Origin of the sequence: Streptomyces sp. WM6378 (assembly GCF_001279695.1) — a bacterium.
Classification (GTDB): Bacteria; Actinomycetota; Actinomycetes; order Streptomycetales; family Streptomycetaceae; genus Streptomyces.
The window spans coordinates 40,617-55,496 of the sequence record NZ_LGDD01000312.1 but is presented as its reverse complement, the minus strand read 5'-3'; the positions used below and the strand labels follow the sequence as shown (position 1 = coordinate 55,496).

Annotated in this window: 11 protein-coding genes; 9 read left to right on the top strand and 2 right to left on the bottom strand. The window is 68.9% G+C overall.

The window, feature by feature from the left end; translation table 11 throughout:
- Positions 1 to 1,004: 1,004 nt before the first annotated feature.
- Positions 1,005 to 1,730, bottom strand: a complete 726-nt coding sequence (locus ADK54_RS31020) for an SDR family NAD(P)-dependent oxidoreductase (RefSeq protein WP_053729079.1) — start codon at positions 1,728 to 1,730, stop codon at positions 1,005 to 1,007.
- Complete coding sequence (locus ADK54_RS31015) at positions 1,730 to 3,235, bottom strand: GMC oxidoreductase (RefSeq protein ID WP_053729078.1); 1,506 nt, start codon at positions 3,233 to 3,235, stop codon at positions 1,730 to 1,732. The genes ADK54_RS31020 and ADK54_RS31015 overlap by 1 nt, the downstream gene beginning before the upstream one ends.
- A 1,334-nt stretch (positions 3,236 to 4,569) precedes the next feature.
- Here ADK54_RS31015 and ADK54_RS31010 point away from each other — a divergent pair.
- The 9 genes from ADK54_RS31010 to ADK54_RS30970 all read left to right on the top strand — a co-directional run bounded on the left by ADK54_RS31010 (position 4,570) and on the right by ADK54_RS30970 (position 14,872).
- A complete protein-coding gene (locus tag ADK54_RS31010; RefSeq protein WP_053729077.1) occupies positions 4,570 to 5,001 on the top strand; it encodes a VOC family protein in 432 nt (143 codons plus the stop codon).
- Entirely contained in the window at positions 4,998 to 7,097 is a 2,100-nt protein-coding gene (locus ADK54_RS31005; protein WP_078966770.1) for a PfkB family carbohydrate kinase, read from the top strand. The genes ADK54_RS31010 and ADK54_RS31005 overlap by 4 nt, the downstream gene beginning before the upstream one ends.
- A 79-nt stretch (positions 7,098 to 7,176) precedes the next feature.
- On the top strand, positions 7,177 to 8,142 hold the full coding sequence (locus ADK54_RS31000; protein ID WP_078966769.1) for an NAD-dependent epimerase/dehydratase family protein: 966 nt from the start codon (positions 7,177 to 7,179) through the stop codon (positions 8,140 to 8,142).
- A 63-nt stretch (positions 8,143 to 8,205) separates the two neighbouring features.
- Positions 8,206 to 8,808 carry a GNAT family N-acetyltransferase gene (locus ADK54_RS30995; RefSeq protein WP_159047952.1) on the top strand — a complete coding sequence of 201 codons (603 nt, stop codon included), beginning with the start codon at positions 8,206 to 8,208 and terminating at the stop codon, positions 8,806 to 8,808.
- Between the two features lie 86 nt (positions 8,809 to 8,894).
- Positions 8,895 to 9,908: a glycosyltransferase family 9 protein gene (locus ADK54_RS30990; RefSeq protein ID WP_053729074.1), complete on the top strand. Its 1,014-nt coding sequence runs from the start codon at positions 8,895 to 8,897 to the stop codon at positions 9,906 to 9,908.
- Positions 9,905 to 10,987 carry a GNAT family N-acetyltransferase gene (locus ADK54_RS30985; protein ID WP_053729073.1) on the top strand — a complete coding sequence of 361 codons (1,083 nt, stop codon included), beginning with the start codon at positions 9,905 to 9,907 and terminating at the stop codon, positions 10,985 to 10,987. The genes ADK54_RS30990 and ADK54_RS30985 overlap by 4 nt, the downstream gene beginning before the upstream one ends.
- A 32-nt stretch (positions 10,988 to 11,019) precedes the next feature.
- Positions 11,020 to 12,267 (top strand): DegT/DnrJ/EryC1/StrS family aminotransferase, encoded by a 1,248-nt coding sequence (locus ADK54_RS30980; RefSeq protein WP_053729072.1) that lies wholly within the window; start codon positions 11,020 to 11,022, stop codon positions 12,265 to 12,267.
- 85 nt (positions 12,268 to 12,352) lie between these two features.
- Positions 12,353 to 13,348 carry a GNAT family N-acetyltransferase gene (locus ADK54_RS30975; RefSeq protein ID WP_053729071.1) on the top strand — a complete coding sequence of 332 codons (996 nt, stop codon included), beginning with the start codon at positions 12,353 to 12,355 and terminating at the stop codon, positions 13,346 to 13,348.
- 102 nt (positions 13,349 to 13,450) lie between these two features.
- Positions 13,451 to 14,872 carry an FAD-dependent oxidoreductase gene (locus tag ADK54_RS30970; RefSeq protein ID WP_159047951.1) on the top strand — a complete coding sequence of 474 codons (1,422 nt, stop codon included), beginning with the start codon at positions 13,451 to 13,453 and terminating at the stop codon, positions 14,870 to 14,872.
- The last annotated feature ends 8 nt before the right edge of the window (positions 14,873 to 14,880 follow it).

Below are 14,880 nucleotides of genomic sequence, written 5' to 3'. Positions count from 1 at the left end.
GTATTCCACCTGGCATAAGCCATGCAGAGGAGCCACGATGGTGAACCAGTCCTGGGGTGGCTGGTATGTCATACGCCCCTGATCGGGAATGAATCGCCTCTCGATGGTCAGTGAATTCCACGGCGCAACACTACGAGGGTCGGCCATTTTCACGTAGCCTTTCTGGCAGGTACTGCTCAGGTGCCCACCGCCTCAGGGCCTCTTCGCCCTTTCAAAGTCCGGTTGAGTGGGGGAAGTCGCTGGTCACAGGGTGATGGCGATGTTCGGTGGGCGCGGTGCGAACAGATCGAGGCTCCCGTCGCAGACGGATGACCTTGCCAGTCGCCGTCTTGAACCGGAGCCTCAATGTGCCGTCAGTCTGCCACTGGCTGTCTCGTCAAGTCGCCTTTGTCGGGGGAGAGTTCAGGGTTGTCGCCCGCTGATCGACTGGTTCAGGCCGCCAAGCCCATGCCGTCGTCGCGGCGTGCGTTTCCCGTTCGTGGGGGTGCTGCTGATCGCCGCGCCGCAGTGCTGGCGGGCGCGCGTTCGTATGTGGCGGTCGGGCAGTGGCGCGGAATGCTCCTGGCGTGATGGCTCCATGACGAATCCGTCGCGGTCCTTGTCGAAGGGCCAGGATGCCGGCTCGGGCGCTTCGCTGTGGGTGGACAGTGCTCGTCAGGGACCCGCCGACGTCCCTACCCGCCACCACGCCCAACCGGACCAGATCCACATCTGGAGAGCCCGCGTCCGCCCACGCCTCATGGGCGGCGATGAGTGCGGCTTCCTAGCGGTGATCGAGCCGCGGTCGCTGGACGCGGTCCCGACATCGGCCGGATCCTTCCCCCCGGACGTCCGCGATACGGACGGGTAGCCGGGTCGGTCCAGAAGGTCTCCGGTGTGGGGATACCGGACCCACTGCCAGGAGAGCGGATCAGGTGGACGGCAGATCGCCACCGAGCAGCGTCGTGGTGCCCATGTCGGCGACCACGACGTCCGTGGTTTTCGGGGTATCGGCAGTGGATCGGTCAGTGCGCCTCATACGCGCGTTTCGCGAGGGTGTCCGCAGCCATGTAGCCACCATCCACAGTGATTTCCGTGCCGGTGACAAAGCGGGCGCCGTCGGTGAGGAGGAACGCCACCACCGAGGCGATGTCGTTCGGGAACCCGTTACGCCCCAGGGGAGTCAATCTCGCTGATTCCGCGGGTGCGTCGACGTCGATGTAGCAGGGTGAGACGGCGTTGACACGGATTCCGGATGGCCCGAGCACATTGGCGAGGCTCTTCGTCAGGTTGGTGAGCGCGGCCTTGCTCGCCGAGTAGGCGAGTGAATCGAATGAGCCCAGCGTCCCCGCCGTGCTGGAGATATTGACGACTGAACTGTCTCGTGGCATCTCGGGGGCGAGCGCGATCGTGGTGGCCAGTGGGCCCCGGAGGTTGACGTCAAATACCCTGTCCCAGGAGTCCAAACTGGACTCCCAGGAAGCAAATTCGATCACTGCGGCGTTGTTCACGATCCCGTGGAACGGGCCGCTGGCGGCCAATTGCCGGAGCGTGGCCGCTGATTCCTCCCGGTCGAGGTGATTGAGGTGGACCATCTCCTTGATGCCGAGGGCAAGGAGTTCCTCCGCGTCGGACGTGCCGGTGTTGTACGTGCCGACGACGGTTGCTCCGTGCCTGGCCAGGTCGAGCGCGATGCCCCGGCCGATGTCCTTCGAAGCTCCGGTGACCAGGACACGCTTGTCCGTCAGCATTACGCGTCCACCTCCGATGTCACTGGGTGTGCCTGTCGGCCATGAGCGGCGGCCAGGACGTGGGCCAGTCGCCGCGCGAGAGCCAGGGTGGTGAGGGAGGGGTTGGCGGCACCCATGCGGGGAAAGGTCGCCGGCCCGCAGGCGTAGAGGCCCGGGACGGCGGTGAACGCGTGGCGGTCGTCGAGTACGTCCCCCAGCGGCAGCGTGCAACCTTCGTGGTCCTCGGTTCCCAGCAGGCTCGACCAAGTGAAGGGCCCTTCGGACGTTTCCGCGCCGATCGACTCCGGCAGTACGAACGCGTTGGTGCGAACCGGGTGGTCGAAGTCGTCGAAAGCCAGGGGCGTGGCGGTGAGACCGAACTCGGCGGCCAACTGGTTCCAGACCTCGTCCAGTACTTGGCGCTGGCGTCCGATGACGTCCCGGTCGGCCGGGGCCAGAGCCGCCGTTACGGTGGTGCGCCACGGGTACTCGCCGGCCGGCTCGCATGTGACGTGGCTACCGGTCCCGGGCACCTGCTCCCCGGTGAGCCGCACATCGAACAGCAGGACGTCGGGTTCGGGCCGTTCGACCGTGACGAACAGGTTCGACCGGGCTCCGTCCTCGCACGCAGTCACGTACGAGCCGGGTGCGACATCCGACAGGCCGCGAGGTGCCCTGTCGTCGCCGGAGTCGCCCGAGTCGCGCACGCGCAGGAAGAAGCCCTGGACGATGTGGTCGGTGAGCCCGTTCAGCCGGGGCGGGCGGCTGGGGTCGATCGCACGAAGCACCTGGATGGCCAGTCTGCTGCTCTCGATGGTCCCGGCGGCCAGGACCACCGAGTCCGCGGCGATCCGGCGGACCTTGGCGTTCGGACCGGTTTCCCGGACGTGGACGCCGCGGGCCCGCCCGTCTTTGATGTCGACCGAGAGGACTTCGGTGCCGCACAGGAACCGGATGCCGCGCGGGCCGTCCAGCGCGGCGCCCGTCACCGGGTGCCGCCAATGGTCCAGCGGGGAGTAGGCGTACCAGCGGCCGTCGTCACCGAACCGGGTTTCGGCCTGCGGGGTGCGGACAAGACGGAATCCCCCGACCTTCAGCACCGGTTGCTGCGAGTCGAGCCGGTTCGGATCTATGCCGAGGTCTGCCGCGACCTGCTCGTAGAGCGGGCGGCCGCCCTGCCAGGAGCCGCGCAGGTCGGTCACGATCGACTCCGGCCAGTCGGCCAGGGCCCAGTCCTCAACCGGCAGGGACGCGCCGTACCAGTACAGCGAACGTCCACCGAGACGCCTGCGCAGACCGGCATTGGCGGCGTAGTGCGGGGCGGAGTCCGATGTCCAGCAACGCTGGAAGTGCGGGTCGCCGACAGGATCGAGGAAGGTGCGCAGCGCCTCATCGGGGTTGTGCGCGGAGTTGATGTGCAACAGATCCCGCGCAGGTCCGGCTTCGATGACCAGGACGTCGTCGACACCGAGAGCGGCCAGTTGCCGGGCCACTTCGAGCCCGGCGAGCCCACCTCCGACGATCACGACCCGACAGTGCGGGTCATCGGTGTTCGGAGCCGCGGGCCACTGCCATTCGGCGAGATCTGGGGGGAGATCAGCTGTCGACACGGTGGGTTCTCCGTACTGAGTCCGTCGGGTCAGTGCACGCGGCCTACGGATCGGGGTCGTGGGGTGCGGCGCGAAAGGCCCGGCCGGTCGCCGCCTCGTGTGTCCTGGGATTCGACGCGCTCTGTCCCCGAGAAGAAGAAATGTCGAGCGAGCAGTGGGCACCTGCTCTGCTTTCTGCGGACGGTTGAGAAGGGGTGGAGATCGGCCTTGGCGCAGGGCGAATGTCTCTATCCGTACCGGTCGCCGGATGGCGGCATTCGCGTAAAGCCCTTGGTCCGGCGTTGCGTTGTTGGGATCCTGCGGTGCGGTGCCGCGCTTGTCAACCCCTGGTCTCCGGCGGTTCCGATTGCTGCTCATTGTTTCTGCAAGTCGGCGCTGCCATGCGCGGATTGGCCGGTGGGGCACTCGCCTTGAATTCTTGATGAAATCCGTAGGCCGCGACAGCCTCCATAGGCGCCCCCCAACTCTAGGGACTCAAGTGGACTGAGGTTGACCGGAATTGCGCAGTACATGGCCGATGTTGCGAGTGATCGAGTGGATCGTCCGACGGGCAGGTGATTGCCTCGCGCACGAGTACGGCAACGCGACTGACCGGCCCGAGCGGGATGCGGGGGCGGGACGGCCGACCGGAGGGGTACCGCCACGGCGGGGCCCACCCGCCCCGACAAGGGCCGACGGGTCCGGAGTGTCCTCGCCGCACGTGGCCGCTGCGACCCGGGGGCGTCCGCGAGGTGATCTTCCATGGCGATCGCGTCAGCGCGTACGCCTCGCGGACACCCCGCACACCTCGACCTGGATCACCGGCCCGGCATGCCCCTTCAACTGCGCGCACAGCAGTCCGCCTCGTCGGACGGTCCATATGGTCACTCGCAACATCGGCCATGGACTGCGCAACTCCGGGCAACTGTTCCCCACTTGAGTCCCTAGAGTTGTCCCTCGACAACGATCAATGGGCTTGCCCGTCATGGTCGGCGACTTGACCTTGCGTCACGAGGGGGATGCGACGGTCGTGACCGACGGGCTCATCAGGAATTCCGGCTCGTGCACCAAACCGTACCGGGACGGCATGTCCCGAATGACCCGCCGGCCAATCCAGTCAACGGCGGCGTCGATTCACAAACTGCCGCCTGTCCGCTCCTGCCAGCCTGTAACCGGAGAGTGCCTTGGACTCTGAGAAACCGGACTCCGCCAAATCGGATGTGGCCGTATCAGGTGGTGAAACTCCGTCACCCCTGAAGGAGGGGCGCGACTTGGGCAGCGAGTCGCTGGACTGTGCGCACCCGGCCACCTCGGTCGCGGCCTTCGACCACATCAGGCTGGACGTAGCGGACATCGACATCGCCGAACGGTTCTATGCCGACGCACTCGGGCTGTCCAGCGTCGTGCGCTACGAGTTGGCCGATCGCGTCATCCTGCAGATGGCGCCGGACGGCAGACCGGCGGGTGTAGAGCTGTGGCAGGAGCGCGACCTCGTGCCGGCCCCGCACCCCACGCATCATGTCGCGTTTCGCGTCGCCGACGTCCCGGCATTGGTGGAACACATTCGCGCACTGGGCTACCGAGTGGTCACCGAGCCACACCGGATCGAGCAGGAGACGGTGGCGTTCGTGGCCGACCCCGATCGCCACACCATCGAACTCAACGACTTTCTGGGGCGCCCAACAGTAGGAGCACCAGCATGACGGCCGACACCTCAACCGCTACGGACTACCTCAAACAGCTCACCGCGGCGCTGCCCGAGCTCGACCTGCCCCGGGTCGCCGACTGGGGTGCGCGGCTGGCCCAGTTGGGCAGCGACGGCCGGCGTCTGCTGGTGGCCGGCAACGGCGGGTCCGCGGCGCAGGCCCAACACCTGACGGCTGAGCTGGTGGGTCGATTCCAGACCGAACGCCAGCCGATGTCCGCGTTGTCGCTGCACGCCGAGACGTCTTCGGTCACCGCGATCAGCAACGACTACGGCTACGAGCAGGTCTTCGCCCGGCAGGTGCGGGCGCACGCGCGTCCAGGCGACGTGGTGTTGCTCATGTCCGGCTCCGGCCGCAGCGCGAACCTGTTGCGTGCCGCGGAGGCCGCGCGTGAGGTCGGCGCGGTCACCTGGGCGCTGACGGGACCGGCACCCAACCCGCTGGCAACGCTGGTGGACGAAGCGGTGACCGTGACGGCGCAGGCGTTGTCCACGGTGCAGGAATGCCACCTCGTGGTGATCCACCTGATGTGTGCTGCCATGGACGCCGCCGTCGCCGCCAGGCACGACACTGCCACGGACGCCGTCGGTTCAGCGCCGCCCGCGCCGCCGCCCTCGTCCGCGTCGTCACCGGAGCCGGTGGGGGAACGGCGGGCGGCTGCGGCACGCGGAGACCGCCCGCACCTGGTGGTGGTCGGCGACGCCTTCCTCGACCGCGACCACCTTGGCCGTGTGGAGCGGGTCGCGTCCGACGAGCCGGCCCTGGTCGTGACCGGTGGCACCACACACGTACGCCCCGGCGGTGCCGCGCTGGCCGCTGTACTGAGCGCGCGACAGGGCTACCCGGTCACCCTCGTCACCGCGCTCGGCCAGGACTCGGTCGGCGACCAGCTGCGCACCCTGCTCGACGAAGCGCGAGTCGAGGTGGTCGATCTCGGCCTTGACGGCTCGACCGCGGTCAAGACGCGGATCCGCGCCGCCGGGCGCACCGTGATGATGCTGGACGAGCACGACGTGTGCCCGCCCGTCGGGCGCGAGGGCGAAACGGCACTCGCCGCGGCACGGCGCGTGCTGATGGCGGCCGGCGGCGTCCTGGTGTCCGACTACGGTCGGGGCATCACCGCGCACACCGGACTGCGTGCCGTACTGACTGAGGCGGCCCGGCGATCCTCACTGGTCTGGGACCCGCATCCGCGGGGTGCCGTGCCGGTCGCGCACACCGCAGTGGTGACGCCGAACAGCCGGGAAGCCCGGCTGATCGCCTCCCTCACGGGCGGCGACACGTTGTCCGACGACGTCGAAGCGGCCCGTGCGGTAGGGCGCGAGTGGGGGCCGGTCCAGGTGGCGCTCACCCGGCACGAGCATGGCGCTGTCCTGCTCGCCGACGTGGATCTGCCGCCGCTGGTCGTGCCCACGACGGTTGCCGCGGGAGGGAAGGCCGACCCCTGCGGTGCGGGCGACTTCTTCGCCGGTCACCTCGCCACCATGCTGGCCTGCGGCCAGTTGCCCAGCGAAGCGGTGGCATCGGCGGTGGAGGCAGCCTCGGCGTACGTCGCGGCAGGTGGTCCCAGGTCCCTGGACCATCCGCCCGACGACGGCTCACCCACGACGGGGCTCTCGAATGCCGGGCCCGCGGCGAGTGGGCAAGGGGCGATCGAGCTCGCCGGTGCGGTTCGTGCCAGGGGCGGCACCGTGGTCGCCGCCGGGGGGTGCTTCGACCTGCTGCACGCAGGGCATGTCCGGCTCCTCGAACAGGCGCGCCAACTGGGCGACTGCCTGATCGTCTGCCTGAACAGCGACGACTCGCTGACCCGGCTGAAAGGTCCGTCGCGCCCCATCGTTCCGGCGGCGCAACGCGCTCTCGTACTCGAAGCACTCGCCTCCGTCGACGCCGTTCTGGTCTTCGACGAGGACACCCCCGAAGCGGCCATCCGCGCGCTGCGTCCCGCGATCTGGGTCAAGGGCGGCGACTACTCGGGGATGGAGATTCCGGAGGACAAGCTGGTCAGCTCCCTGGGCGGACGAACCGTGGTCGTACCCTTCGTCGCCGGCTGGTCGACGTCGTCGCTGATCGAGTCGGCACGGACACGGTGATGACGAGACTCCATCCCCTCCGCTTCCGCACGGCTTCCCCACGTCCGGTCACGCGGCCCGGACCACAAGGGCGGCAGGCATGAGCCAACGAAGCGTGCTCGTCACCGGAGCGGCCGGTTTCATCGGCAGGCACGTGGCACGGGCCTGTCTGAACGCCGGGTACCGGGTGACCACGGTGGACCTCACCACGCCGCCACCTGACCTGTGCCGGGACACCACCGTCCACACCGGTTCCTTCGACGACCCGGCGATCCTCCACGCGGTGGACGACGGCCGGTTCACCGCTGTGGTGCACCTCGGCGCGATCAGCAGCACGGTCGAGGAGAACCGGCAGGCCCTTGAGCAGGCGAACGTCACCGGGCCGGCGGCGCTGGCGGAGTGCTGCGAGCGCAGCGGCACACGGTTCGTCTACGCGTCCTCGTCCAGCGTCTACGGAGAGATCGCCGAGCGGCGGCCGCTGCCGGAAGCCGCACTGGGATCCTCCGCGTGCTCCGGCCCGCTGAACGCGTACGCCCGTTCAAAGGCCTCGTTCGACACGCACATGACCACCCGGTTCGGCGTCGACGGCGGACCGGGATGGGCGGGACTGCGGTTCACCAACGTCTTCGGCACGGGGGAGCGGCACAAGAAGTCGATGGCCTCCATCATCGGCCAACTGCTCCTCGCCACCGCGCGGCAGGAACCGCTCACGGTCTTCGCCGACACCTTGGAGGCGTGCCGGGACTACGTTCCCGTCGCCACGGTCGCGCAGACCTGTGTCCTCATGGCTGATCCCGCGGCGCCCTCCGGGATCTTCAACCTCGGATCGGGCCACGCGACGAGCTTCGCCGAACTGCTCCGCTGGTGTTCGGAGTTCGCGGAGGCGCCGCTGAACGTGCGACTGGTCCCGAACCCCCACATCGGCCGGTACCAGTACTGGACCTGCGCTGACATGTCAGCTCTGGACGCATCGCTCCCGACGCGGCCCCGGCCGGGCCCGGCCGAGCTACGGAGCGCTGCCCATGAGCTGTATCTGCATTTCAAAAACACGAACGACCGTAGCTGAAGGCACGTCAGCCGGGGCACGGATCCAGCCGATCGATGGAATGACCGCAGGGATGGAGATCACGTGAGTATTGAGACGGTCGTGGTGAGCAAGGACCAACTGGACATGCTCATGCCTCTCATTGTCGAGCAGCAGCACGACTGCGGAAAGAAGGTCGACCTGCCCAGTACCCGCACCTTCTTCGAGGGCATTGTCGGCCTTGAGGCGACCTTCCAGATCATGGCCGTCGAAGACGGGGTCGCCGTGGGCCTGGCGATGGTCGATCCCATTCCGAACCTTCAGTTCGCCGACAAAGTGGCGTATGTGCACGACGTCTATGTGACCGAGTCCCTTCGTGGCAGCCTGGGCATCGGGGCACTCCTGGTGGCCGCGGCGTTCGTCGAGTCGATGCGGCGCGGCTATGAGTTCGCCGAAGGCGAGACCGAGCCGGACAACAATGCCGCGCGGAAACTCTATGTCCGGCTCGCGGAAAAGCTGGGAGTCGGCTGCAAGGAAGTCGACTCGGTGCGTTACCTCCTGGACCTGCGTCCCGGCATCGAGCGGGCGCACACCGAGCCGGGCTATCTGGACCGCCTCGGCAACCCCCGGCTCCTCAGCCGTCTGGGTGCTCGACCGGGAGCCGGTAGCCGGCGCGTCATCCATGCCGCGTCGGCGGAACGCGACTGACGACGGCCGCGCTCGCACGAGCCGGGTGGGCCGGCCATCGACCGGTCCGTGGACGCTGACTTGGAAGGGCAAGAATGCGTACGGCAATGGCCGTCATAAACGAAGGCGTGGGCAACGGAATCATCGCGGCACCACTCCTGGCGGCGTTCGAGCGGTGTCATCCGGGATGGCGCTACTTCATGGCACCGAACATCGCACTCGACACCGAATGGGTGCGTACGGCGGTCGGCATGCATGGTGCTTCCGGGACTTTCCCGACGCTGTGGCGACGTTTCCTGCCGATCCACCGGGAGGAACTGTGGAACTTCATCGATCGCAACGGTGTGGAACTGGTCGTCAACCTCAGAATGGAGTCCGCCGAAGAGGACGGAAACTACTTCGAGTTCCGGGCGGAGGCGACGAAAAGGGGAGTCGAGTGCTGGGATCTGCACGAACTGGGAGACCGGCCACAGCGGCTGCCGTTCGGTGAGCAGGCCGCCAGTCTCCTGCGCGCGCACGACGTCCCCGTCGACCTGAACCGCCCGGCCTGGCTCGCCGACCGGCGACAACCACGTCCCGGTGTGGTCGGTTGCTACGTCGGTGCCAGCGCCGCCGTCAAACGCTGGCCTGCGGATGACTGGTCGACCCTGATCACGCGGCTGGACGACCGGGGACTGAACGTCGAAGTCGCGGTCGGCCTCGGAGCGGACGAGCAGGCACTGGCACGACGGCTGTCCTCGGTGCCCGGCGTCACCGACACGGTGTTCCTGCACGCGCTGGAAGCTCTCCGTGACTGGATCGCCGGGCTGGACGTGCTGGTCAGCAACGACACGCTGGCCGTACACCTGGCGGCCGCCCTGGGCTGCCCGGTGGTCACCCTGTACCTGGCGACCGACGGTGACATCTGGTCACCGATGGCGGCCCCGGAGGTCTCGCGGGTCGTGCAGAGCGCCTTCGCGCTGTCTTGTTCCTACATGAAGCCGAACGGCACCTGCCGCCGCTACTACACCGGCTGTCCCGCCCCGTGCGCGGCCGATGTGCGCCCGGCCGACGTGCTGATCGAGCTGGACCAACTGGAGTGGAGTATGCGGCAATTGAGTAACCAGAAGGTGGTCAAATGAGCCGTCGGCGCGCGATCGCGGTTCTCGGTGGCCGGCCCGGCAATGCGGGAGCCGACGTCCTGCGCCTGGCGGAGAGGATCGGCGAAGAGCTCGCACGGCGCGGCTACGGTCTGGTCAGCGGCGGCGAGGGTGGCGTGGCGGCCGCGGCCAACAAGGGCTGCCAGGCGGTCGGCGGCGACACACTCGCGCTGCTGAAGTGGAACCGGCTGTCCGACGCCGAGGACGGAACCACCTGGGCCCTGCCCACGTCGATGGACCTGGCCCGGAGCAACATCCTCAACTGGTGCGGCGACGGCATGATCGCGTTCGAGGGCCGCTACGGCACGCTCACCGAGATCGGTCTCGCCCTGGACACGGGACGCCCGCTGCTGGTCCTGGGCAACCACCCGTTCCTGACCGCCGAGGCGTTCGCGGCGCCCACGTGCCGCGTCGTGCCGGACCCGCGGCCGGAGAACGCCGCCGAACTGGTCGACCTCCTTGAGGAGTTGATCGAGGCCGGTGAGCAGGCAGCGGCACGACCCGGTGCCGCCGTCGTCGAGGACGACCAGGTCGACGAGAGCGGTATCGGGTTGCGACGCGCGATACCGGAGGACATCGAGCTGTTCCGCCGAACGTTCGGCGACAGCGAGGTGCTGGCGTGGCGGGCGCTGGAGCCGACCGACGGGGTGCTCAGCAAATTCCAGCACGAACGCTGCCTGGTGATGCTCGAACACAAGCGTCCCGTCGGCTTCCTTGAGTACCGCACGGAGGCCGACGCGGAGTTCGAACACATCCGGGTCGAGGCGCTGGCGGTGTCCGAAGCGGCCGACCGGGGCCGGGAGATCGGGACACGGGCGTTGAGACTGTTCGCCGGGTCGGTCTTCGCCGCCGACGGACACCGCATCACCGCCGCGCCCAATGCCGACAACGGGGCCGCTGTGCGATGCCTGGAGAAGGTGGGATTCCGGCACGTCGGCCGGATGAGGGCGTACGAACGCCACCACGGCGCCTGGCGGGACGCGCTCCTGATGGACCTGGTCCCGAGCGACCTGGCCGACAAGTCGCCCCAGCCGCCGCACACCGCGGTCGGCCACAGGTAACAGGACAGACTCGGACGAAAGGAGGGATCGCCATGGCAGGACCAGGAGTTTCCCGAATAGGCCCGGAAGAAGAAGCCGAGCTGCTGAGCGTCGTACGTGAGCGAGAGCTGAGCCGGTACCGCTTCGACGACCACGACGCGTCCGCACCGCCATCGAAGGTGTCACGGTTCGAGCAGGAATTCCGCGCCCTGACCGGTGCACGCCACTGCCTGGGCATGAACAGCTGCACCAGTGCTCTGTACGCCGGGCTGCTCGCCGCGGGCATCGGTCCGGGCGACGAGGTGATCGTGCCGGGCTACACCTTCATCGCCTCGATAGCCGCGGTCGCCCACACCGGGGCCGAGCCGGTGCTCGCCGAGATCGACGAGAGCCTGCTGCTCGATCCGGCTGACGTGGCTTCGAAGATCACCTCGCGGACGAAGGCGGTGATCGCCGTCCACATGCTCGGAGCGCCGTGCGACCTCGATGCCCTGGACGCCGTCACACGTGAGCACGGGCTGCTGCTCGTGGAGGACTGCGCGCAGGCCGGTGGTGGCACGTATCGCGGTCGGCACCTGGGGACGGTCGGTGGATTCGGCGCGTTCAGCCTCAACGTCTTCAAGACCTTCACGGCGGGCGACGGCGGCGTGCTGCTCACCGACGACGACGATCTGTACGAGACGGCGTTCGCCCTGCACGACCACGGCGCCGCGCCGTTGCGGCAGGGCGTCACCGACGGGCCACCGCTGTTCGGCCTGAATCTGCGGATGCATGAGCTGACCGGCGCGTTCGCACTCGCCCAGGTGCGCAAACTGCCGGACACCCTGCGGACGTTGCGGGCCAACCGGGACACGTTCGCGGACGCGATCGGCGACCTGCCCGGCGCGACGCGCCGCCGACTGCACGACCCGGACGGCGACTGCGCCACGGTGCTGGCGTACACGTTCACGTCCGCGGCCATCGCCGGCGAGGTGGCCGCCCGACTGGGCACGATCACTCTGAGCCAGTCGGGCAAACACAACTACGCCAACATGACGCAGCTGCGGCCGGATCTCCTTGATCCGACGGACTCCAGGAGGCGCAGGCCGGATCGCGCCGTCTCGCGCCGGTCGTATCCACCGGGCAGCCTCCCGCGCACGGACGACCTGCTCAGCCGCAGCATCGCGTTGAGTGTCGGGGTGGTCGACTCCTACCTCGGCAGCGGAGTGGGCATCGACGTGACCGCCGACGACGACACGATCGAGGCCGCGGCGCGGCTGTTCAGGACCACGGTGGAGGACGTGGCCAAGGCGGCGTCATGAGGGTGGCACGGGACCCCGGCTCCGCATCCGAGACGGCTCTGCCGACCTGTGGCGAGCAGGCGTCGCGGTGGAAGGGACGCACCGGATGAATGCCGTCGCCTTCGAGTACGGTGCGCGGGCCGCGACGGATTTCCTGGACGCGCACCGGCTCTCGGCGCGGACGCCTTTCCAGACGTGCGGCTGGTGGCGGGCGTGGATTCGTGAGGCGGCGGAAGCGGAGGGCACGACCCCGGTGCTGGTCCACATGGCGCGCGGCGACCGGCCCACCCTGGTGGTCGGCCTGCAGTTGCACCAGGACGGTGGCACGGCGCTCCTGCGCCCCTTGTCCTGGCCGTGGGCCGACTACAACGAGGTCGCGGAGGTGGGCGACGCGCCACCCACCGGACCCGAGCCCGACATCGAGGGTCTTGCCGAGGCGATCGACCGCTGTCAGCGGGAGTTCGGCGCCCGGCTGGAGCTGAGCAACCTCATCGCCGACGGACCGCTGCTGCGCGCCGTGTCCGAGTTGGGAGCCACGTCCTGGCCGTCGGACACGGTGTTCCGCCTCGACCTCACCGACCCCGACATCGTCCGACGTGTCAGCGAGCGGCGGGACATGCGGCGAAAGCGCCGCCGCATCGAGCGACTCGGCAAGCTCCGGCTCACCTGCGCGGACACCGCGGAGCGGGTCGTCGCCCGGCTGCCGGCCTTCATCGAGCTGCATACGCAGCAGTGGCGTCACCGGCCCGACGCGGTGGCGCCGTTCGACGGAGGCGCGGTCGACCGGACGTACGCCGCCGTCGCGGCCGAGCCGTCCAGTGCCGCGCGCATACACGAGTTGTGGCTGGACGAAACCCTGCTCGCCGGATGGTTCGGCTTCTGGCACGAGCGTACGTACTACGCCTACCGTTCGGCCTACCACCTGGGCCACGGCCGTGACTCGCCGGGGCATCTGCTGACGGCCGCGATGGTGACCGAACTCGCCGCCCAGGGCACGGACACCTTCGATCTGACCCGCGGCGCCTACGCCTACAAACTCGAACTGCCCAGCAGCCGCGCGCCCACCATGACGGCGAGCCGGGAGCAACCGCGCCGGGCGTGACAACGCCCCCGATTCGCGCCGCCCGGGCGGTCGCCTCACTGCCGGATGACAACACATCAGACTACGAACAACCGTGGGGTGTCAGTGGAACCGTTGGCCGAGGTGGAGACACTCGTGGTCGGCGCCGGAATGGCCGGCCTCGCAACGGCGGCCGAACTCGGCCGACGGGGCCGGGGTTCGGTGGCCGTACTGGAGGCCGGGCCCGACCGGGGCCGCACCCATATCCAGAACGCATACTCCTCGGCCGAGGCGCTCCGGCTCTGGCTGCATCCGGAGACCGACCCCGACTTCCGCCGTCCGTACCAGACAGCCAACGGGTCCTACCGCGACCTGGCCGGCCTGCGTCGACGGGTCGGCGGCCGCTCGCTCTACTGGGGTGGCGTACTGCTGCCCATCGAGCGCTGGGCCCTTACCGAGCAGTGGCCGGAAGCGGTCGTCACCGAACTGACCGAGACGTGGGACGGCGGGCCGTCGCTGTACCAGCGGGTCGTCGACGACGTGGTCGGGTGGGGCGCCGAGCCTCCTGGGGCACCCGGGCTGACCCTTGGCGCGATGGAGTTCGACCGCACGCCGCACGCCACCCGCACGGAACCCGCCGGAGGGTGGAGCGCGTTCAGCCCACTCGCGTGGTGGGACGACGACGGCGATCCGGGGGTGCGCCGTGTGCCGATCCTCGCCGGCCACGACGTCGCGGGAGTCCGGGTCGAACACGGCAGGGCGACTGGCGTGCGGGTCCGCACCGAGGACGGTGAGCTGCGTGACCTGAGGGCGAACCGGGTGGTGCTGGCAGCCGGTACGGTCGTGAACAGCCGTCTCGCGATCCAGGCCTTGGCCGCCTCGGACGCCGCCACACCGCGGGAGCTGCCCGGACTCGTCGACAAGATCTCACAAGGGTTCACGGTCGCCTTCACCGATCCCGAACGGCTTCCCGATGCCGTCCGGGCGGCTGCTCACGAGGGCCACGTCTACCACCGGAGCGGTACGGCCAGTACCCGGTCCAACCAGTTCGTGCGCTTCACCGAAGGGGCCAACGGCACGGTAAACCTGGACAGTTGGACCATGGGCGAACAGCGCCGGGGCCCGCACAGCCAGGTGCGGTGCGACGGTCACGGCGAATGGCCCTGGCCGACGACCGTGCACGCCCCACTCGAAGCGGGCGATGAGCCGGTGCTCGCCGCTCAGCGACACCTGCTCGCAGAACTGTGGGTCGAAATGGCGCAGTTGACCGGAGCGCCGGCCGACGAGCTTCACTTCTCGCCGCGGCACGGCTCGCCCGACCTGGCCGACCGGCTGACAGCGGTCCGCACACCGACGCCGCTCACCTACAGCTTCCCGCTCGGCTCCGAGCAACACGAGGCGGGCACCCTGGCCTTCGGCGAAGTCCTCGACGAGGAGCACCAGTTCACCGCCGTACCGGGTCTGTACGCGTGTGGTCCGTCGGTCATGCCACGCACCGGGGCGGCGAATCCATCGATGACAACGCTCGCGCTCAGCAAGCGACTTGGAGCGATCCTCGCCGGGTGACACGTACC

Bases quoted from the DNA above. Each gene is read 5' to 3' on its own strand.
- ADK54_RS31020 (WP_053729079.1), bottom strand. From the start codon at position 1,730: ATGCTGACGGACAAGCGTGTCCTGGTCACCGGAGCTTCGAAGGACATC.
- ADK54_RS31005 (WP_078966770.1), top strand. From the start codon at position 4,998: ATGACGGCCGACACCTCAACCGCTACGGACTACCTCAAACAGCTCACC.
- ADK54_RS31000 (WP_078966769.1), top strand. From the start codon at position 7,177: ATGAGCCAACGAAGCGTGCTCGTCACCGGAGCGGCCGGTTTCATCGGC.
- ADK54_RS30990 (WP_053729074.1), top strand. From the start codon at position 8,895: ATGGCCGTCATAAACGAAGGCGTGGGCAACGGAATCATCGCGGCACCA.
- ADK54_RS30985 (WP_053729073.1), top strand. From the start codon at position 9,905: ATGAGCCGTCGGCGCGCGATCGCGGTTCTCGGTGGCCGGCCCGGCAAT.
- ADK54_RS30980 (WP_053729072.1), top strand. From the start codon at position 11,020: ATGGCAGGACCAGGAGTTTCCCGAATAGGCCCGGAAGAAGAAGCCGAG.
- ADK54_RS30975 (WP_053729071.1), top strand. From the start codon at position 12,353: ATGAATGCCGTCGCCTTCGAGTACGGTGCGCGGGCCGCGACGGATTTC.